The following is a 19,111-nucleotide window of genomic DNA, read 5'->3' on the forward strand; positions in this document are numbered from 1 at the left end:
AATAAAGTAACAAATCACTCTAACTTTCTGCTCAAAAAAAGAAACGCCCCTTGATTTTTCGGGGCGCTTCTCTCGATATTTTGCTTTATTCCTCAGTCGGCTCGTCCGGTTCAACATTGGTTGGAGCGTCACCATCACCAACAGTGTCGACAGGCTCACCATGCTCTTGCTCCTCAGAGTCGACCTCATCGTCCTCTTCGTTCGGCGGGCATTTCGCTACTGAACCTACCTGCTCATTTTCCGACAGGCGAATCAGCTTCACACCTTGCGTATAGCGACCCATGACAGAAATACCCTTCATTTCTGTCCGAATGATGATGCCGGAAGTCGTGATAATCATCAGGTCTTCCTCTGGCTCAACCACTTTCAGGCCGACCACAGGACCACTGCGTTCCGTGACATTGTGGGTCTTGATCCCTTTACCGCCGCGAGACTGGATGCGGTATTCGTCAACAGGAGTGCGTTTTCCGTAGCCGTTTGCAGTTACGATCAGAACTTCCGCGTTCGGCTTGATGACGTCCATATCAATGACATTATCGTCATCGTCGAGGGTAATCCCTTTTACGCCGGTTGCGTTGCGTCCCATCGTCCGCACATCGCTTTCGCTGAAGCGAACGGACATCCCTTTTTGCGTACCCATGATGATCTCTTGCTGGCCGTCAGTCAAACGAACCCCGATCAGCTCGTCATCTTCGCGCAGATTGACTGCAATCAGCCCGCCTTTGCGAATGTTTTCATAGGACTCGAGCGTCGTCTTCTTGATAATCCCTTTCTTGGTCGCAAAGAACAGGAAGCGCTCATGGTCGAACTCTTTGACCGGGATTACCGCACTGACCCGCTCGCCCTTTTCGATCTGAATCAGGTTGATGATCGGCGTGCCTTTTGCCGTCCGGCTGAGATCAGGAATCTCAAAGCCTTTCAGGCGGTACACCTTGCCCTTGCTCGTGAAGAACATGATGTAATCATGCGAATTGGTAATGTACAGATGCTCAACGAAGTCGTCATCCTTGGTTCCCAATCCTTGGACTCCCCGGCCACCACGTTTTTGCGAACGGTAGGTGGATACAGGCAGACGCTTGATGTAGCCGTCGTGGGTCAAAGTAATGACGACATCCTCTTCTGGAATCAAGTCAGCATCTTCAATGTGATCCTCGTCAAACGTAATCGCTGTGCGGCGCTCATCGCCAAACTTCTCCTTAATTTCGCCCAGCTCTTCACGAATGATCGCGTAGATTTTGGCTTCGTCAGCGAGAATTGCACGCAGCTCGGCAATTTTCGCGAGCAGCTCCTGGTACTCATTCTCGATTTTCTCCCGCTCCAAGCCGGTCAGACGTTGCAGGCGCATGTCGAGAATCGCTTGTGCCTGCTCGTAGCTTAGGGAGTAGTTTGTCATCAGTCCTTCGCGCGCTTCTTCCGTTGTTTGCGAAGAGCGAATGAGGCTGATAATCTCATCAATATGATCGAGCGCAATCCGCAAGCCCTCCAAAATATGAGCGCGCGCTTCTGCCTGCTTCAGATCGTATTCGGTTCTTCTGCGGATAATGACGCGCTGGTGCTGCAAATAGTAATACAGCATATCGCGCAGATTGAGCACGCGCGGACGGCCGTCAACCAAGGCCAGCATGTTGACGCCAAACGTCGTCTGCATTTGCGTATGCTTGAACAGATTGTTCAACACGACTTTTGGAATGACGTCGCGGCGGAGCTCCATCACGATGCGCATCCCTTTACGGTCGGACTCGTCGCGCAGATCGGTAATGCCCTCGATTTTCTTTTCGCGGACAAGCTCTGCGATTTTTTCTACGAGTCTTGCCTTATTCACCTGGTAAGGAATTTCCGTCACAATGATGCGCGGTTTTCCTTTATCCTCTTCGATTTGGGTTTTCGCCCGCATAATAATAGAGCCGCGGCCCGTTTCGTAGGCACGACGAATCCCGCTAAAGCCGAGAATTTCTCCGGCTGTAGGGAAATCCGGCCCTTTGATGATCTTCATCAGATCTTGAATCGTAATATCCGGGTTGTCGATCATGGCAATGACGCCATCAATGACTTCCGTCAAGTTATGCGGAGGAATATTGGTCGCCATCCCGACGGCAATCCCCGAAGCTCCGTTCAAAAGCAGGTTCGGGAAGCGAGAAGGCAAGACAACCGGCTCTTCCTTGCGCCCGTCGTAGTTGGGCGTGAAATCAACTGTTTCTTTATCAATATCGCGCAGAAGCTCCAGCGCGAGCTTGGAAAAGCGCGACTCTGTATAACGCATGGCCGCTGCCGGGTCGCCGTCTACAGAACCGAAGTTTCCTTGCCCTTCCACGAGCATATAACGCATATTAAAATCTTGTGCCATACGTACCATCGCTTCATAGATGGAAGAGTCCCCATGCGGATGGTAGTTCGCCATAACTTCCCCGACTACGTTTGCCGATTTACGGAACGCTTTGTCAGGAGTAAGTCCCATGTCGTGCATGGCATACAAAATACGCCTGTGAACAGGCTTCAACCCATCGCGAACATCAGGCAATGCGCGACTGACGATAACGCTCATCGCGTAGCTGATGAACGATTCTCTCATTTCCTGGCTAATATCGACTTTGGGAAACCGAGCAGTTTCTTCTGCCATAAACGGTAAACCTCCAACTGGTTATCACAATACGTTATTATACCATATAGAAAGAGGACACGTCCAAAAATTCCAGTCGAATCAATCGATTCCCCTTGGTTTTGCTCCGCTTTTGGCCCCGAATTTTCCCAAAAGCACGTTCCCTATTTATTCCAGTCCTGTTTTGCATTCACTTATGATTTGCCGTTTTCGCCTTCCCTATTCACAAAAGGAAAAACCCGAAACGATTTTAGGAGGAAATCGATTCGGGCACAGATGTCTTTTTGCCTTGCCGGGCCAAATAAACGATGTAGACAAGCAAATACAGCCCAAGTGCAACCAACGAATAACGATACATCGCCGCAAAACTGGTCATTTTGGCGACTGCCCCCAGAATCATTGCCCCTCCGCCGATCCCAAGGTCGAACGCAGAGAAAAATGTCCCGGTAGCTGCCCCTCTTCTCGACGGGTCTACCCGCTTGATCGTCCACGCCTGCAAAGAAGGCTGCACGCCGCCCACACCGACGCCAAACAAGATCGCAGCAAAGATCAGTTGCCATTCGCTCGTGCTGTACGACAACAGCAACAGTCCGCCGCCAAGGATAAATCCACCCGGCAGCAAAATCCAGGCAGGTCCTCTGCGATCAAACAGCCTTCCCGCCAGAGGCCGAACAGCCATAAGCGCAATCGCATTGAACAGGAAAAACAGACCAATATTCGCGATGCCAACCTCAAGGCCAAACAAAGTAATAAAACTGAATATCCCTCCGTAAATAATCCCGATCAGCAAATTCAGCAGAGAGGGAAACAGCGCTGCCTTTTCAATCAGCCCACTCAACACGCTGCCATTCGGCTTTTGCCCAGCAACGATTGGCTTGATTTTTACCAGCCTGGACAAGATCATCGCCAGAGCAGTCAAGCCTGCGGAGATGGCAAACAGCCAACCGTATCCCCAGTTTTGCGATACCCACAAGCCCAATAGAGGCCCGAAAGCCATCGCCAAGTTGCTGAACATCCCGAAGTACCCCATTCCTTCCCCGCTTCTTTCCCGAGGAATGATATCGGACACGATCGTTCCGTAGGTGGTAGTGACAATTCCCCAGCCGATCCCGTGCAAAAAGCGAATCGCCAACACCAGCGCCACACTGACCATCCAGTAATATCCGGCGACGGCCAGCAAAAAGATGGCCAATCCAATCAGCAAAACAGGCTTCCTCCCGATGGTGTCCAGCGCTTTCCCGGTAAAAGGACGCACAAGCAGGGCTGACACGGTGAAAAGGCTAATGACCAGCCCCACCGCCAACTGATCTCCGCCCATGTCTGTCACATAGACCGGAAGCGTCGGAAGCAACATCTGGAACGCAACGAACAGCATAAAGTTGGAGAGTGCCAGGATCACAAAATCTTTCGTCCACAACGCCGTTTTTTCTGACATCAATATTCACTCCCCCTATCAAACCCGCGTATCTTTTCAATACAATAATATATGTAAAGTATAAAAAGTCAACCCATCGAGCCATCCATTATGCACTTTATGGTGCAATGCCTCCCCTTTCCCAGAAAAAAAGACGCCGGGTCAGCGCCGGCGCCTTGCTACAGCTTCACGATCATTTCCAAATCGGAGGTGCGAATCATTGTTTTGGTGTCGATCAGCAGCCCGATAAAAAGCACGGTCATCTTCATCCATTTTCTCATGGCGTATCCCCCTCCGTTTGTGTTGTTACCTTGATTGTACAAGGGGCGCAGTCGTTCTCCTATCGAATTGCCTTGCACGATTCTTACAAAGCTGTAAGAGTCGCAAAAAGTGTGTACTGCATGGCACAAGAGCTCGACCGCTTTCATGAAATCCAGCGTCAATTTTTGCAAAATGCTTCCCATGAACAGGATCGAAGCTGAAAACGGTCCATTGTGCAGTGCTATTTTCCGTATCAGTTTGCCGCTATCCCACTCCACTCAAAGCTAACACCCAAGGCAATATGAGCCTTGGGTGCTTTCCTTTTTTCCGCTATACATTCCGGGAAACATTTGCACTGAGCGCGTTCCTGCCAATTCGCATAACCATGAAGGAAGCGAGCAGGCAAAACGCTCCTGCAGCTATGAACATGAAGAAGTAGCTGTTCAGTATTGTATAGACCACGCCACCACCGTAGGCAGCTACCGCAGCCCCCAATTGATGGGCTGTTAATATCCAGCCAAACAAAATTCCTGCCTGCTGTTTGCCAAAAATGTCTGTCGTCAGCCTCAATGTAGGAGGAACCGTCGCGACCCAATCCAAACCGTAGAACACGATGAACAACCCAAGGCTAAATGTAGAGGTGGACAAAGCCGTAGGCAGAAACATCAAGGAGAGCCCGCGCAGTCCGTAGTACCAGAATAGCAGCCAGCGGTTATTGTAGCGATCAGACAGCCATCCGGAAAGCGTCGTTCCAATAATGTCAAAAACACCAATCAGGGCGAGCAGGCTGGCAGCAGTTACTGCTGGAATCCCGTGCTCCATGCACGCCGCAATAAAATGCGTCCCGATCAAACCGTTTGTAGACAAACCGCAAATAAAAAAGCTGCCGGCCAACAACCAAAAGTCGAAGGATCGAAGGCCAGTGAACAACCCATTCATTGCCGCACGGAATGGATTTTGTACAGGAGCCGCAAGTTCTTGGTCTGTGACTGTCGCTCCGTACGCTGAGAGCCCTTTATCGCTCGGGCGATCACGCATCAAAGCTGCCACGATCGGCACCATCACGAGCGCTACGGAAGCTATCACCCAGGAGGCTGTACGCCAGCCTTCCGTTTCAGCCAGGCTGGCGAGAAGAGGCAGAAACACAAGCTGTCCCGTAGCACCGCTCGCCGTCAAAATTCCCATGACCAGCCCTCGCTGTTGTACAAACCACCGATTGGCGATCATCGCCCCTAATACCGATGCTGTACAGCCTGATCCAAGGCCGACAACCACTCCCCATAACACAGTCAGTTGCCATGATGCCTGCATCCATGTTGTCAGTGCAGCCCCTAAGGCCAACATCAGCAAAGCAATCATCGTGATCCGCCTAATCCCGAACCGATCCATGACCGCTGCTGCAAACGGCCCAACCAATCCGTATAACAGCAAATTGATAGACAGCGCAAAGGAGATTGAAGAACGACTCCACCCAAATTCTTGTTCCACAGGCACCATGAATACACCAGGTGCGGAGCGAATCCCAGCCCCTATCAAGAGGATGAAAAAGGTCACTGCGGCAATCACCCAGGCATAGTGGAAACGCACAGAAGCAGCCTGTTTCATGAAAACTCCTTTCCTGTCCACAAACATCAGAAATTTCAGTATGTAATTCTGTTACTCATTACTATAGTGGAGCCAGACCGCAATTTAAAAATAAACTTTTCCATCCCACTCATCAATAATTTCAATGAATCGAATAGGGAAGACCAGGTAAAAAACAGGGCAGCGAAGCGCTGGCAACAAAACATTCTTGCTCGTATTTAGCCAAAAACTCTTCCTCCCGCATGGCCATCCCTTTTTGTGACGGCTAAGCTGTGTTCGATTTTCCTTGTGGGTACGTCCATGTGTTCCAAGGTACACAAAAAAAGCTGCATTCTCCATTACTCGCAAAAGTAATCGGGAATACAGCTTTTCTTCTTATTCCTTCAAAACTGAATACGCATGTTTGCTAAGAAATGTGTGGATAAGTCCTCGACCGATTAGTATTCGTCAGCTCCACGCGTTGCCGCGCTTCCACACCGAACCTATCAACCTCATCGTCTATGAGGGGTCTTACCAGCTTAACGCTGTGGGAAATCTCATCTTAAGGGGGGCTTCACGCTTAGATGCTTTCAGCGCTTATCCCTTCCATACATAGCTACCCAGCCGTGCTTCTGGCGAAACAACTGGTGCACCAGCGGTATGTCCAACCCGGTCCTCTCGTACTAAGGGCAGCTCCTTTCAAATTTCCTACGCCCGCGACAGATAGGGACCGAACTGTCGCGGGCGTAGGAAATTTGAAAGGAGCTGCCCTTAGTACGAGAGGACCGGGGTGGACATACCGCTGGTGCACCAGTTGTTTCGCCAGAAGCACGGCTGGGTAGCTATGTATGGAAGGGATAAGCGCTGAAAGCATCTAAGCGTGAAGCCCCCCTTAAGATGAGATTTCCCACAGCGTTAAGCTGGTAAGACCCCTCATAGACGATGAGGTTGATAGGTTCGGTGTGGAAGCGCGGCAACGCGTGGAGCTGACGAATACTAATCGGTCGAGGACTTATCCACACACTCTTAGCAAACATGCAGATCCAGTTTTCAGGGAATGAAATAAGCCTCTTTACCTCACAATGGGTGGTATTATCCCCTCATGGTAGACAGTGAAAAAAGACCTCATGGTATGATGAGATAAACACTGTTGACCGGAGGGGATTTTCTTATGCCGCCACGTAAAGGGCAAAAACAGCAGCAATATGACGAAGCAACGAAGAGCGAAGCAGTACGTTTGCGGGTTGAGGAGCATTGGAGCTACCCAATGATAATGGAGAAATTAGGCATTAAAAGTAAGACGCAGATTCGGGAGTGGGTACAGAAACGGCAAAACGGTGAAACGTTTGAAGACTATAGAGGGCGATGGATCAAGAAGTATTTCAGCAGTCTAGAGGAAGAGAACAACTACTTGAAAGCGCAGGTCGAATACCTAAAAAAGCTCAATCCAAATCTACACGGGGAGGGAAGTTGGATAAGCAAACCCGGTTTAGGACGATCGAAGAAATGAGTCGCAAGTACGCTGTGGTCATGCTATGCGAAATAGCGGAGGTCTCCCGGGCGGGCTACTACAAGTGGAAGGCGACGGAGAAGGTTCGTAAGGTACGTGTAGAGCAGGATGCCGACCTAAAGGAACATATACTGGCAATTCACCGCATTCGCCCATACTTTGGGTATAAACGAATGCGCACGGCTCTACGCAAAGAGGGACTACAAGTAAATACGAAGAAAGTTCGCCGACTGATGCGAGAATTGGGCATCCGCTCAGTGATCCGCAAAAAGCGTCCATTTGCCGGCCGCAAGCCCTCCATCGTGGATAATGATAATCAGCTTGTCGCCGCTTCTTGTTTCCACCTGGTACTTTCGTCCGATTCCTGGCAAATCTGATTCCCTGATAGTGAACATGGAAACGCCTCCTAAAAAGTGGAATCCACCTGTTTTTCGACAAACAAATAATTGTTTGCTAATATCATCATATACTTAAATGATGCGAAAAGTCTATATTTCGAAACAGTTTGCAAAAAATATGACACACTTTGTCTGATTTCTGAATGGGCAGAAAAGTACAAAAAAAGACCGCCTCTGCGAGTAGTCCAGGTAAACGATCTTTAACTTGGGTTGAACACTATGATTGTCTTTTTTTGATGTCTTCCAGCAGCTTGATGATTCGTTCGTTTTGCTCGACTTGCATGAGAATGTTCGCGTTGATTTTCCGCAGGGCGTCGTACAGGGCAGCCAAAGCAGCAACGGCAACGACGGCAACCAAAACCAGCATCGGATCGCTCCTTTTACATTTTCTGCTAATCTATCTAATAGAAAGAATTGTACCATATTTACCAGATTTGGCGTGCGCAAGGCCCATAGCTTTGCACAGATTCTCCCGGGCAAATGCCGCTTTTCATTGAACTATGAACAAATCGTCTCTATACTTGAATCATAAGCATCGGTTGATATAAAAGAGGGGTAGTATGCAAAACTGGCTGACGCATTTCATTGAACAATACAGCTATCTGGGCATTTTTTTGATGATGGCGCTGGAAAACGTATTTCCACCGATTCCTTCTGAAGTGATCCTGACATTTGGCGGTTTTATGACCACACACTCGGCGTTGACCGTGCCGGGTGTCATTTTGTCGGCCACGTTCGGGTCCGTACTCGGCGCGATTTTGCTTTACGGGATCGGCTACTATTTGGACGTAGGAAAAATCGAGAAGGTCGTAGAGCGCTGGGGACATCTGCTGCGGGTCAAGCAGACAGACATCGAGAGAGCGCATGCCTGGTTTGACAAATACGGCTACTGGACGATTTTGTTTTGCCGGATGATTCCGTTGGTGCGCAGCCTCATTTCCATTCCGGCGGGGATGACCCGGATGAATCTCCCGCTGTTTTTGCTGTTTACGAGCATCGGGACGCTGCTGTGGAACATTGCCCTGGTGTGGATCGGGGCGTTTCTCGGCGAATCGTGGCAAGATGTTTTGCACGTGATGGACGTCTACTCCCACTTTGTCTACGGGGTGATCGCTGTCGCTGCTCTTGTTTTTCTCATCGTTTTCCTGCGCAAGCGCAGAACCCATCCATAAAGCGTTGCCCGCTGTCAGCCATCCGCCATCTTTCCGTTTGGGAAAGGTGGTTTTTTCAGCTAGGGAGCCTTTTGACAAAATCGTATCGGCATACAGGCAGCGAAAGCGTCGCCAAAAGCGGGCAGGCAGGCGAAACAGGTAAAGATCGTGAAAAAAGTCGTAATACTCTTGCAAATACAACGGCATTGCTTTTCGTTATCGTGTAGGGTAGGGGACCGCAGCACGCTTTTTCCCTCATGCACAAAAAGACAGGGAGGCGATTGCCAATGATCGATGTATTGCTCGTAAACGGCGTGGTCATCACGATGGACAAGGACAGACGGGTGATTGCGGACGGCGCAGTTGCGATTGACGACGGGCGGATCGTGGAGGTCGGGGATACTGCCCAGTTGACGGAGAAATACACGGCCGAGCGCGTGATCGACTGTGCCCGCCACTGTGTGTTGCCGGGCTTTATCGACGCGCACGGGCACGGCGGACACTCGCTGTTCAAGACGATTGCCACCGACAACATCAACGACTGGATGCCGATTATCACCAACGTGTACAAGCATGAGGTCACCGACGATTTCTGGTACTACGAGGGCAAGCTGTCCGCCCTGGAACGGCTCAAGGCGGGGATTACGACAGGAGTCAGCGTGCTCGGCTCCATGCCGCGCTCCGACGATCCGGTTGTTGCCTTGAACCATGCGCAGGCGTACGCGGAGGTCGGGGTGCGGGAGATCGTTTGCACAGGGCCGTGCAACCCGCCGTGGCCGCATCCGTTCAGCCGCTGGGTCGACGGGAAAAAGGTGACGAAGGAAGTGACCTACGAAGAAGTGCTGGCGGGAGCCGAAGCGGTGATCGAGGCGCTGCACCATGCCAACTCGGACAGGACGCGGGCGTACATCACGCCGTTTGTCATCGTCACGTCGATCAACCCGTCGGCTCCGACCCAGGCCGATCAGTTGTTTGGCCCCACCGATTTTGACCGTTACCAGGCGCGAAAAATCCGGGAAATTGCCCGCAAGTACGACACGCGGATTCACTCTGACGCGTTTGGCGGCATGATTCATCTGGCTGTGCAAGACAAAGAGTACGCCTTGCTCGGCCCAGACGTCCATTTGCAGCATTGCCGCGGCATTTCGTTTGACGAAGCGAAAATTTTGGAGGAGACGGGGACGAATGTGAGTGCTTCGCCCGGTTTCGGGCAAATCAACGCCCGGACGCCGATCACCGAGCTATTGGAAATGGGGGCGACCGTCGCCATCACGACGGACGGCACTTCGCCGATGACGCCGTTTGACATGTTTCAGGCGATGCGCAGAATGCAGCTTTTGCAGCAGGCGGCTCTGCGCGATTACTTTTACCTGCCGCCCGGCAAGCTGCTGGAAATGGTGACGATTGATGCGGCGCGCTGCGTGGGCTGGGACGACGAGCTGGGCTCGCTCGAAGCAGGGAAAAAGGCCGATGTGATTACGGTGAACATGCAGCAGGCTCATTTGACGCCGGAAACGATGCACGTCCAACGCTTGGTGTACCAGGCCGTTGGCGGCGATGTGAACCACGTGATCGTCGACGGACAGTTGGTCATGGATCAGCGGCAGGTGCTGACTGTGGATGAGCAGCGCATTTTGACGGAGGCGAATGAAGAGGCGGCACGCACGATTGCGCGGGCGGGGCTTGCCGCTTACATGCAGCCGGGCAAGTACTTCTGGGGGCATGCGCGGGCCTACCTGGATGAAGGGCGGGCGCGGCCGTTGTTTTCGTAGCGACTAAGGCTGCGCCAATGGCTTGTTGGCGTAGCCATGTTATCGAACGGTTCGCCAAGGGGACTGAGAAGCCATGGCTTGCAACGGCGGGGCAAGGAGCCGACATCCTTGCCCTTTTCCTCTGGGGCGGCCATGTTCACGGAGAAAATGCAGGCGGACAAGAACCGAACAGCAGGAACTGTGCAGGGCGGCAAGGAATTAATACGTAAAGCCAGTACGCGCCCAGTAATGTAAGCGCATACATATCGTCTGCATGAAACGGAAAAAGGAGGCCGACCACAGATGAATCCCCATCCGCATGGAAGCAACGAACCGGACAAGTCCTCGCTGGAACACGATATCCATACCGATTTCAAGAAGGAAATGACGTATGGCGACTACCTGCATCTGGACAAAATTTTGGCAAGCCAGCAGCGGCTGTCGACTCATCACGCTCTCCAATAAAGTTTGTTACTGGTTCAAAGCTGGCAAATCATTTAATGATAGACTCATCAACGCTTTCGCTGTTCAGTTTTCAAAGAGCATTTTCGATTGCGTCCACTCAGCGGAGCGGATCTTCATCTTATCATGTCCACCTATCAAAGTCAAGAGCTTTTTTAGGTGACATTTACTTTTGTTCACTCGCCTTAAATCTAGCAATCGCGAGCGGACTTTTAATATATCATGTTCACTTCGTAATTTCAAGAGCTTTTTTGAAAACTCATTGAAATTATTTAGTGGTGCGGTCGGCGAGACTCGAACTCGCACGGGTCGCCCCGCCACCCCCTCAAGATGGTGTGTCTGCCAATTCCACCACGACCGCATGTAAAAACGTCTCAGGAGAGGTTCGAACTCCCGACCGTCCGCTTAGAAGGCGGATGCTCTATCCAGCTGAGCTACTGAGACATATATCGTTAGTTAAAATAAAAATGGGGCGATCGATGGGACTTGAACCCACGAGTGCCGGAGCCACAATCCGGTGCGTTAACCCCTTCGCCACGACCGCCATGAATAGTAACTATACACTTTTGGCAGGGGCAGTAGGAATCGAACCCACACCAAAGGTTTTGGAGACCTTCGTTCTACCGTTAAACTATGCCCCTATGGTAGCGGTGGAGGGGATCGAACCCCCGACCTTTCGGGTATGAACCGAACGCTCTAGCCATCTGAGCTACGCCGCCACGAACATCAGGTAGGAATGAGAATGGCGGAGGGAGAGGGATTCGAACCCCCGTGGGCTTGCACCCTAACGGTTTTCAAGACCGCCCCGTTATGACCACTTCGGTATCCCTCCGCAAAAAATGGAGCGGGTGATGGGAATCGAACCCACGCGACCAGCTTGGAAGGCTGGAGTTCTACCATTGAACTACACCCGCAAAATATGGTGCCGGTGAAGGGACTTGAACCCCCACGGTTTCCCTCACGATTTTGAGTCGCGCGCGTCTGCCATTCCGCCACACCGGCATATCAAATTGGAAAAACTGGTCGGGAAGACAGGATTCGAACCTGCGACCCCTTGGTCCCAAGCCAAGTACTCTACCAAGCTGAGCTACTTCCCGACTATATAAAGAAAAGCGTGCCCTGAGAGATTCGAACTCCCGACCTTTTGATTCGTAGTCAAACGCTCTATCCGGCTGAGCTAAGGGCACATGATAATGGAGCGGACGACGGGTCTCGCTTCTTTCTGGCGCTGCTGCGTCAAAACGCTGCCTGCAAAGCCAGATCGGAAGTGCCCGTGACACTCTTCCTTGATGTTCTGCGAGGGTAAACCCGGAACGGGCGAGAGACCCGAGAACATTGATGGAGCGGACGACGGGTCTCGAACCCGCGACCTTCGCCTTGGCAAGGCGACGCTCTACCAATTGAGCTACGTCCGCATTTTCATCCATCATAGGATGGGTTGGTGCGGTCGAGAGGACTTGAACCTCCACGGTGTTGCCACCACTAGAACCTGAATCTAGCGCGTCTGCCAATTCCGCCACGACCGCATATCTACTTGTCAAAAATACTGGTGAGCCATGAAGGACTCGAACCTTCGACCCTCTGATTAAAAGTCAGATGCTCTACCAACTGAGCTAATGGCTCTCATTATGGCTGGGGTACTAGGATTTGAACCTAGGAATGACGGAGTCAAAGTCCGTTGCCTTACCGCTTGGCTATACCCCAATAGCCATGAAGTAAAGATGGTGGGGAGAGACGGATTCGAACCGCCGAACCCGGAGGGAGCAGATTTACAGTCTGCCGTGTTTAGCCACTTCACTATCTCCCCAGCTTGTCCTTCGTAAGCACGGATTGCTCTTTGCTCGAAAGGATGAAAATGGTGCCGGCAATAGGACTTGAACCCACAACCCCCTGATTACAAGTCAGGTGCTCTACCAATTGAGCTATACCGGCATGTTCAGTTTATTTCATGGTGGCTCGGGACGGAATCGAACCGCCGACACGAGGATTTTCAGTCCTCTGCTCTACCGACTGAGCTACCGAGCCTCGTGTATGTGAGTCCACCATTACTTTTTGAATAATGGCGGAGCTGACGGGACTCGAACCCGCGACCTCCGGTGTGACAGACCGGCGTGAACTCCAACTTCACCACAGCTCCATGGTTTTGTCATTCGTGAAAATGGTGGAGGCTGACGGGATCGAACCGCCGACCCTCTGCTTGTAAGGCAGATGCTCTCCCAGCTGAGCTAAGCCTCCAAAGTACCCCACAAAGTGAAGAGATTGCGTTATAGCAACACCGAGTACTTTGCGGGGACCCCAACAACTAGTTGGGTGTATAAGTGACCCGTAGGGGATTCGAACCCCTGTATGACAGCGTGAAAGGCTGCTGTGTTAAACCGCTTCACCAACGGGCCATGTTTGTAATCATTTCTGGTGCTCCCGACAGGAATCGAACCTGCGACCTCTTCCTTACCATGGAAACGCTCTACCGACTGAGCTACAGGAGCGTGATATGGCTCCTCGGGACGGACTCGAACCGCCGACCGATCGGTTAACAGCCGATTGCTCTACCAACTGAGCTACCGAGGAACATTAGGACATCCAGGCCAATTGCCTATAGGAGTATATTGGTGGAGCTGAACGGGATCGAACCGATGACCTCCTGCTTGCAAGGCAGGCGCTCTCCCAACTGAGCTACAGCCCCATTTTCCAAAAATGGATAAGCGATGTCGCATCCGGCGCTATCGCCTTGTATAAGTGGTGGGCCTAGGCTGACTCGAACAGCCGACCTCACGCTTATCAGGCGTGCGCTCTAACCAACTGAGCTATAGGCCCGTATCACTTCCTGGATCTTTAATCTAGCATACATTTTAATTCATTGCAATAGAATTTTTGATTTTTTTATCGTGCGGCAGTGAATTTTTTTGCAAGAAGGCAGACTCAGCTATCCAAAGCTCAGCAAAATAATAGCTTCGTTCAGTGCAAACCGCCTGTTGAAGCCATTTTCATACCGCCTGGATCGCTGAGCCTTCTTGCCATATACCGAATCTATTTCAAAGCTTAAATGTCCAAATCCCTTACAGATGCCGCGTGTTGCTCGATAAACTCCCTGCGCGGCTCTACTTCGTCGCCCATGAGCGTCTCAAACACCATGTCTGCTTCCATGGCGTCTTCCAGGTTCACTTGCAGGAGCGTGCGCATGGCAGGGTCCATTGTCGTCTCCCACAATTGGTCAGCATTCATCTCGCCCAACCCTTTGTAGCGCTGGACGCTTGGCTTCGGTGTAGCCTTGAGGGTCGCGAGTATTTCATCGCGCTGCTTGTCGTTATACGCGTAATGCAGCGTCTTGCCTTGCTTGATGCTGTAGAGCGGCGGCTGCGCGATATAAATGTACCCCGCTTCGATGAGCTGACGCATGTAACGGTAGAAGAACGTCAGCAGCAGCGTGCGAATATGCGAGCCGTCCACGTCCGCGTCCGTCATAATCACAACTTTGTGGTAGCGCGCTTTTGAAATGTCAAAATCTTCGCCTACCCCGGTGCCGAGCGCAGTAATAATCATGCGAATCTCGTTGTTGCCGAGAATTTTGTCCAAGCGCGCTTTCTCTACGTTCAGCACTTTTCCACGCAAAGGAAGAATGGCCTGGAAATGGCGATCGCGGCCGGACTTCGCAGAACCGCCCGCGGAGTCCCCCTCAACGATGAACAGTTCGGATTCCGAAGCGTCCTTCGAAGAGCAGTCCGCCAATTTACCCGGCAAAGCGCTGACTTCGAGCGCACTTTTACGGCGAGTCATTTCACGGGCTTTCCGCGCTGCTTCACGAGCACGGGAAGCCATCAGGGCTTTCTCCACCACTTTTTTCGCTACGCCCGGATTTTCCTCCATAAAGGTGCTGAAGCGATCGCCAAAGACAGATTCGGTAATGCTGCGCGCTTCCGAATTGCCGAGCTTGGTTTTCGTCTGCCCTTCAAACTGCGGCTCCTGAATCTTCACGGAAATGATCGCCGTAATCCCTTCGCGCACGTCATCGCCGGAGAGGTTCGGATCTTTTTCCTTCAGGAGATTGAATTTGCGGCTGTAGTCGTTAATGACACGGGTAAGAGCTGTCTTGAAGCCTGTTTCGTGCGTTCCGCCCTCATGCGTGTTGATGTTGTTGGCGAACGAGTAGATGTTGCTCACATAGCTGTCGTTGTACTGCAGAGCAACCTCAACGAAAAGGCCGTCTTTTTCGCCCTCGCAGTAAATGACCTCTTCGTGCAACGGTTCCCGGTTTTTATTCAAGTATTCCACGAACTGTACGATACCGCCCTCATAGTGGAACGATTCTTCCCGCTCCTGGTCCGGGCGCGTATCCTTCAGCGTAATGCGCAGCCCTTTGTTGAGGAAGGCGAGCTCGCGAATACGTTTTTGCAAAACGTCGTATTCAAAAACAGTCGTTTCCGTAAAAATCGTCGGATCTGGCTTGAAGGTGACTTTTGTTCCCGTCTCCTCTGTCTCGCCAATGACGGCAAGATCAGCATCAGGCGTTCCGACTGTAAAGCGCATATAGTGAATTTTGTTGTTTTGCTTTACTTCTACTTCCATCCATTCAGATAGCGCGTTCACTACCGAGCTACCTACCCCGTGCAGACCGCCGGAGACTTTGTATCCGCCACCGCCGAATTTTCCGCCGGCGTGCAGGACAGTCAAAACCGTCTCAACGGTTGATTTTCCGGTTTTTTCATGGATGCCGGTCGGGATTCCCCGGCCGTTATCAGTTACAGATACGGAGTTGTCCGGATGAATGACCACCAAGATGTTGTCGCAATAACCGGCAAGCGCTTCGTCGATAGCATTGTCGACAATCTCCCATACCAGGTGATGCAAACCGCGGCTGCTGGTCGAGCCGATATACATGCCGGGACGTTTCCGAACAGCTTCCAGACCTTCCAGAACCTGAATCTGACTCGCATCATAGTTTGTATCGTTCGTCGTCACTTGATCCACTACTCTGTCAACTCCTCCACTTCAGCTTGTACAAAGGGAAACTGATCCAAGCTGTCCACGAACTGAGCGCGTCGCTTTAGCGTCAGAGAAGAAATAGGTGAACAGTAAATGGCGTCCTGGGTGATTACATAAGATTTTGTTTCTTCCACGCTGTGATCGACAATCGTTTTCCGCTTTTCCTCCAGGAAAGCCTTGTTGACCTTCGAGGATTTCACGGTTTGATGGTCGAGGATGGAAATAACTTCCTTAGTGCTCACCACAGTATCTCCACCAATGTGAATAAACATCCCTGACCCCTACCTTTCTCCCGAGATTGTCCCTTCCTTCACGTAAAACCGAGAGGCTTGCTGGAGAACCTGATGCTTTAAGCCTTCCACACCTGTCGTGCTTACAAACGTCTGAACCCGATCCTGAATGGTTTCGAGCAGCAGGGTTTGCCGATGTTCATCCAACTCTGACAAGACATCATCCAACAAAAGAACGGGGTATTCCCCGACTTCTTCTTTAATCAGCTCAATTTCGGCCAATTTGATGGACAGGGCGCTCGTGCGCTGCTGCCCTTGCGAACCGTACGTCTGGACATCCATGTTGTTCACTTTGAGTGAAAAATCATCGCGGTGCGGTCCGATCAGCGTGCTTCCGCGCATAATTTCCCGGTCGCGAACCTCTTCATAGGCAGCCAGCATTTTTTCAACCGCTTGCTCTGCCGACATTTCATCCGTAACGGGCGATGAGTTCACGTAATGCAAAGAAAGCATTTCCCTGCCGTTGGTAATGCCGGTGTGGATCTCCTGCGCCCACACCTCCAGCTTGCGCAGAAACTCAAATCGCTTCCTCAACAATTTTACCGCTAAATCGGCCAGTTGGGTATTCCAAATTGCCAGCATTTCCAGCGAATGGCTTTTTTTCATCGCCAAGTCCTTCAGCAGTTGGTTCCGCTGAGCCAGCACCTTGTTGTAGTTGCTCAAATAATACAGATAGGTGGGCGAAACTTGGCCAATTTCCATGTCAATGAAACGCCTACGCTGGGCAGGCGCTCCTTTTACAATGGACAGGTCCTCCGGCGCAAACATGACTACGTTCAAAGCTCCCACGTAGGCGCTCAGCTTTTGCTGCTCCATTCCGTTGATTTTGGCCCGCTTTCCCTTGGTTGTCAACTGCAGCTCCAAACGAACAGAACCGTAGCGACGAAGAACATCGCTACGGATCGTGGCGTAATCGGCATCCCACGCAATCAGCTCCTTGTCTCGGGGCGTGCGGTGGGATTTGGCCAGAGCCAGAACGTATATCGACTCGAGTGCATTGGTTTTCCCTTGGGCGTTGTTCCCGATGAACAACTGGATCGGTCCGTCAAAATCCAAGGACAAGGACTGGTAGTTGCGATAGTTGGTTAGCGACAGGTTCTTGAGAAACAAGAATCACGCTCTCCTCTCAGCGGCGTACCACTTGAAAGCGGCCATGGCCTTCAATCGCCACTTCATCGCCAGGATATAGCTTGCGGCCGCGCCGGTTGTCCAACTCGCCATTGATCTTGATCGGCACTTCTGCCAAAAACGCTTTAGCCATGCCGCCTGTGTCAATGACGTCAGCCAGCTTCAAAAATTGGCCGAGCGCAATGTATTCGGTGTTGATGGAAACCTCACGCATGGTTTGGCTCCTTTCTTTTACGAAAAAGAACTTTTTTACGAAAAAGACCTAGTAAGTACGGACTGGCAGGATCAAATGCAGCATCCAGTCGTGGTCTGTCGGACGAATCACGAACGGACTCATCGGGCCGGTAAAGCTGGCTTTGATCTCGGCGCTGTCGATCGCACGCAAGGCGTCAATCATGTACTTCGCGTTGAAGGAAATCTTCAGCTCTTCGCCGTTCGTGGCTTTTGGCGTCAAAATGTCCGTAACTTTACCGATTTCCGGTGCGTTGGAAGTGATCTCCACGCTGCCGTCCGGCAATGTAACCAGCTTGACCACGTTCGATTTGCCTTCGCGGCTGAGCAAGGAAGCGCGCTCAATTGATTGCAAAAATTCCTTGGTGCTGACGGTAATCTCGGTTTTGCTGCCTTGCGGGATGATTCTGGTCGTGTCCGGGTAAGTTCCTTCCAGCAGACGGGAATAGAACAGAATGTGCTTGGACTTCACCAAAATCTGATTGTCGGCTACGACGATGTCGGCCGGGTTTTGGTCGTCATCGAGAATTTTCACCAGTTCGTTGCAGCTTTTTCCTGGCACGACTACGTTGTGGAAGGACAAGTCTTCCGGGCATTCTACCATCGCAGTACGGCTGGCCAGACGGTGACTGTCAGTAGCGACAAAGCGCAGCTTGCCTTGTTCCAGGGACCACATGAGTCCAGTCAAGATCGGACGCATTTCGGAAGTAGAGACGCCAAAAACGGTTTGCCGGATCATGGCTTTCAGCAAGTCACAGGGAACGCTGAAAACTTTGTCTTCTTCCAGATGCGGCAGTTGAGGATACTCGCTGGCATCCATTCCGTTAATGGTGAATTCGGCTTGTCCCGAACGGATTTGCGTAACGAGACGGTCGTCTACCTGAATGTGAATCTCATTGCTTGGCAGCTTGCGCACGATTTCGCTGAAAATGCGCGCTGTCAAAACAATGCTCCCATGCTGATGGATCGTTACTCCCCATTCTCCCGCTTCTTCCAAAGGAATCTGCACCTCGATGGATACATCCGAATCGCTTGCAGTCAGAGTAAGTCCCTCATCATCCGTCTTTATCTTAATCCCAGTCAAAATCGGAATGGTGGTTCTGCTGGAAACCGCTTTGCTGACATGTGACACGGCGTTAGACAGCTTGTCTCGCTGAACGGTAATATGCATCAACGTGATCCTCCCTCTATCTGCGCCATTTTTTAAGTGGTTATGCATAATGGCTGCGTCTTTATCATATCTTATTAGGATAAGTCTTTTTAAACAGAAGTAGTAATAGAGCCTGTGGATATGTGGATATGTGGATTGATAACGTAAAAGATAGCCTATACACATGTGGGTAAGTTGTGTATAGGCTTTTTGCGTTATGCACAGG

11 protein-coding genes, 24 tRNA genes, 3 pseudogenes and 2 other annotated features are annotated in these 19,111 nt (G+C 51.3%); of the genes and pseudogenes, 4 read left to right on the plus strand and 34 right to left on the minus strand.

Translation table 11 applies throughout. From position 1 onward, the window contains the following. Positions 1 to 85 precede the first annotated feature (85 nt). From gyrA to M655_RS00605, 3 genes are all read right to left on the minus strand, one after another. Positions 86 to 2,617 carry a DNA gyrase subunit A gene (gene gyrA / locus M655_RS00595; protein WP_007786452.1) on the minus strand — a complete coding sequence of 844 codons (2,532 nt, stop codon included), beginning with the start codon at positions 2,615 to 2,617 and terminating at the stop codon, positions 86 to 88. A gap of 229 nt (positions 2,618 to 2,846) precedes the next feature. Beyond that, positions 2,847 to 4,031, minus strand: a complete 1,185-nt coding sequence (locus M655_RS00600) for an MFS transporter (protein ID WP_007786449.1) — start codon at positions 4,029 to 4,031, stop codon at positions 2,847 to 2,849. Between the two features lie 570 nt (positions 4,032 to 4,601). Next, positions 4,602 to 5,876 carry an MFS transporter gene (locus M655_RS00605; RefSeq protein ID WP_007786444.1) on the minus strand — a complete coding sequence of 425 codons (1,275 nt, stop codon included), beginning with the start codon at positions 5,874 to 5,876 and terminating at the stop codon, positions 4,602 to 4,604. 408 nt (positions 5,877 to 6,284) lie between these two features. Beyond that, positions 6,285 to 6,547 (minus strand) — a sequence feature (23S ribosomal RNA rRNA prediction is too short). 32 nt (positions 6,548 to 6,579) lie between these two features. Further along, positions 6,580 to 6,842, plus strand: a sequence feature (23S ribosomal RNA rRNA prediction is too short). A gap of 163 nt (positions 6,843 to 7,005) precedes the next feature. Between M655_RS00605 and M655_RS28230 the strand changes: the two are divergent. Beyond that, positions 7,006 to 7,649, plus strand: a pseudogene (locus M655_RS28230) (IS3 family transposase); the annotation flags it as partial. Here the strand turns inward: M655_RS28230 and M655_RS00620 are convergent. Further along, positions 7,638 to 7,739 (minus strand): annotated as a pseudogene (locus M655_RS00620) (cation:proton antiporter regulatory subunit); the annotation flags it as partial. The pseudogenes M655_RS28230 and M655_RS00620 sit on opposite strands and share 12 nt — an antisense overlap. A gap of 220 nt (positions 7,740 to 7,959) precedes the next feature. Continuing rightward, complete coding sequence (locus M655_RS00625) at positions 7,960 to 8,109, minus strand: hypothetical protein (RefSeq protein WP_167333261.1); 150 nt, start codon at positions 8,107 to 8,109, stop codon at positions 7,960 to 7,962. 193 nt (positions 8,110 to 8,302) lie between these two features. Between M655_RS00625 and M655_RS00630 the strand changes: the two genes are divergently transcribed. The 3 genes and pseudogenes from M655_RS00630 to M655_RS00640 form a co-directional block, all read left to right on the plus strand. Continuing rightward, entirely contained in the window at positions 8,303 to 8,914 is a 612-nt protein-coding gene (locus M655_RS00630; RefSeq protein ID WP_005829594.1) for a DedA family protein, read from the plus strand. 266 nt (positions 8,915 to 9,180) lie between these two features. Further along, positions 9,181 to 10,665, plus strand: coding sequence for an amidohydrolase family protein (locus M655_RS00635; RefSeq protein WP_026557151.1), 1,485 nt, complete (start codon positions 9,181 to 9,183; stop codon positions 10,663 to 10,665). 282 nt (positions 10,666 to 10,947) lie between these two features. Then, positions 10,948 to 11,097, plus strand: a pseudogene (locus M655_RS00640) (tryptophan 2,3-dioxygenase); the annotation flags it as partial. A 285-nt stretch (positions 11,098 to 11,382) separates the two neighbouring features. Here the strand turns inward: M655_RS00640 and M655_RS00645 are convergent. The 29 genes from M655_RS00645 to dnaN form a co-directional block, all read right to left on the minus strand. Continuing rightward, positions 11,383 to 11,467: transfer RNA gene (locus M655_RS00645), tRNA-Leu, on the minus strand. Positions 11,468 to 11,476: 9 nt separating this feature from the next. Then, positions 11,477 to 11,550 (minus strand) — tRNA-Arg (locus M655_RS00650). 24 nt (positions 11,551 to 11,574) lie between these two features. Further along, positions 11,575 to 11,650, minus strand: a tRNA-His gene (locus M655_RS00655). A 23-nt stretch (positions 11,651 to 11,673) separates the two neighbouring features. Then, positions 11,674 to 11,747 (minus strand) — tRNA-Trp (locus M655_RS00660). A 1-nt stretch (position 11,748) separates the two neighbouring features. Further along, positions 11,749 to 11,825, minus strand: a tRNA-Met gene (locus M655_RS00665). 24 nt (positions 11,826 to 11,849) lie between these two features. After that, positions 11,850 to 11,938 (minus strand) — tRNA-Ser (locus M655_RS00670). A gap of 8 nt (positions 11,939 to 11,946) precedes the next feature. After that, positions 11,947 to 12,020 (minus strand) — tRNA-Gly (locus tag M655_RS00675). A gap of 6 nt (positions 12,021 to 12,026) precedes the next feature. Next, a tRNA-Leu gene (locus tag M655_RS00680) sits at positions 12,027 to 12,108 on the minus strand. A gap of 18 nt (positions 12,109 to 12,126) precedes the next feature. Next, a tRNA-Pro gene (locus tag M655_RS00685) sits at positions 12,127 to 12,203 on the minus strand. Between the two features lie 16 nt (positions 12,204 to 12,219). Beyond that, a tRNA-Arg gene (locus M655_RS00690) sits at positions 12,220 to 12,293 on the minus strand. A gap of 152 nt (positions 12,294 to 12,445) precedes the next feature. Then, positions 12,446 to 12,521: transfer RNA gene (locus tag M655_RS00695), tRNA-Gly, on the minus strand. A gap of 24 nt (positions 12,522 to 12,545) precedes the next feature. Then, a tRNA-Leu gene (locus tag M655_RS00700) sits at positions 12,546 to 12,632 on the minus strand. Between the two features lie 21 nt (positions 12,633 to 12,653). Next, positions 12,654 to 12,729, minus strand: a tRNA-Lys gene (locus M655_RS00705). A gap of 6 nt (positions 12,730 to 12,735) precedes the next feature. Continuing rightward, positions 12,736 to 12,810, minus strand: a tRNA-Gln gene (locus M655_RS00710). Between the two features lie 18 nt (positions 12,811 to 12,828). Continuing rightward, positions 12,829 to 12,913, minus strand: a tRNA-Tyr gene (locus M655_RS00715). 49 nt (positions 12,914 to 12,962) lie between these two features. After that, positions 12,963 to 13,038 (minus strand) — tRNA-Thr (locus M655_RS00720). A gap of 17 nt (positions 13,039 to 13,055) precedes the next feature. After that, a tRNA-Phe gene (locus M655_RS00725) sits at positions 13,056 to 13,131 on the minus strand. A 35-nt stretch (positions 13,132 to 13,166) separates the two neighbouring features. Beyond that, a tRNA-Asp gene (locus M655_RS00730) sits at positions 13,167 to 13,243 on the minus strand. A gap of 22 nt (positions 13,244 to 13,265) precedes the next feature. Next, positions 13,266 to 13,341: transfer RNA gene (locus M655_RS00735), tRNA-Val, on the minus strand. A gap of 84 nt (positions 13,342 to 13,425) precedes the next feature. Next, a tRNA-Glu gene (locus M655_RS00740) sits at positions 13,426 to 13,499 on the minus strand. A gap of 17 nt (positions 13,500 to 13,516) precedes the next feature. Next, positions 13,517 to 13,592, minus strand: a tRNA-Thr gene (locus M655_RS00745). A gap of 6 nt (positions 13,593 to 13,598) precedes the next feature. After that, positions 13,599 to 13,674, minus strand: a tRNA-Asn gene (locus M655_RS00750). A gap of 39 nt (positions 13,675 to 13,713) precedes the next feature. Continuing rightward, positions 13,714 to 13,789, minus strand: a tRNA-Ala gene (locus M655_RS00755). Between the two features lie 54 nt (positions 13,790 to 13,843). Further along, positions 13,844 to 13,920, minus strand: a tRNA-Ile gene (locus tag M655_RS00760). 225 nt (positions 13,921 to 14,145) lie between these two features. Further along, positions 14,146 to 16,062 (minus strand): DNA topoisomerase (ATP-hydrolyzing) subunit B, encoded by a 1,917-nt coding sequence (gene gyrB / locus M655_RS00765; RefSeq protein WP_412679388.1) that lies wholly within the window; start codon positions 16,060 to 16,062, stop codon positions 14,146 to 14,148. 8 nt (positions 16,063 to 16,070) lie between these two features. Further along, positions 16,071 to 16,358, minus strand: a complete 288-nt coding sequence (remB, locus tag M655_RS00770; RefSeq protein WP_005828313.1) for an extracellular matrix regulator RemB — start codon at positions 16,356 to 16,358, stop codon at positions 16,071 to 16,073. Positions 16,359 to 16,367: 9 nt separating this feature from the next. Next, entirely contained in the window at positions 16,368 to 17,486 is a 1,119-nt protein-coding gene (gene recF / locus M655_RS00775) for a DNA replication/repair protein RecF (protein ID WP_005828315.1), read from the minus strand. Between the two features lie 16 nt (positions 17,487 to 17,502). Continuing rightward, complete coding sequence (yaaA, locus tag M655_RS00780) at positions 17,503 to 17,718, minus strand: S4 domain-containing protein YaaA (RefSeq protein WP_005828317.1); 216 nt, start codon at positions 17,716 to 17,718, stop codon at positions 17,503 to 17,505. Positions 17,719 to 17,766: 48 nt separating this feature from the next. Further along, positions 17,767 to 18,906 (minus strand): DNA polymerase III subunit beta, encoded by a 1,140-nt coding sequence (gene dnaN / locus M655_RS00785; RefSeq protein WP_005828319.1) that lies wholly within the window; start codon positions 18,904 to 18,906, stop codon positions 17,767 to 17,769. Positions 18,907 to 19,111: the final 205 nt, after the last annotated feature.

This window comes from Brevibacillus sp. NSP2.1, assembly GCF_000470975.2.
Lineage (GTDB): Bacteria > Bacillota > Bacilli > Brevibacillales > Brevibacillaceae > Brevibacillus > Brevibacillus agri.

Excerpts from the sequence above, each read along its gene's own strand:
- gyrA (WP_007786452.1), bottom strand. The coding sequence starts at position 2,617 with ATGGCAGAAGAAACTGCTCGGTTTCCCAAAGTCGATATTAGCCAGGAA.
- M655_RS00600 (WP_007786449.1), bottom strand. The coding sequence starts at position 4,031 with ATGTCAGAAAAAACGGCGTTGTGGACGAAAGATTTTGTGATCCTGGCA.
- M655_RS00605 (WP_007786444.1), bottom strand. The coding sequence starts at position 5,876 with ATGAAACAGGCTGCTTCTGTGCGTTTCCACTATGCCTGGGTGATTGCC.
- M655_RS00625 (WP_167333261.1), bottom strand. The coding sequence starts at position 8,109 with ATGCTGGTTTTGGTTGCCGTCGTTGCCGTTGCTGCTTTGGCTGCCCTG.
- M655_RS00630 (WP_005829594.1), top strand. The coding sequence starts at position 8,303 with ATGCAAAACTGGCTGACGCATTTCATTGAACAATACAGCTATCTGGGC.
- M655_RS00635 (WP_026557151.1), top strand. The coding sequence starts at position 9,181 with ATGATCGATGTATTGCTCGTAAACGGCGTGGTCATCACGATGGACAAG.
- remB (WP_005828313.1), bottom strand. The coding sequence starts at position 16,358 with ATGTTTATTCACATTGGTGGAGATACTGTGGTGAGCACTAAGGAAGTT.
- yaaA (WP_005828317.1), bottom strand. The coding sequence starts at position 17,718 with ATGCGTGAGGTTTCCATCAACACCGAATACATTGCGCTCGGCCAATTT.
- dnaN (WP_005828319.1), bottom strand. The coding sequence starts at position 18,906 with ATGCATATTACCGTTCAGCGAGACAAGCTGTCTAACGCCGTGTCACAT.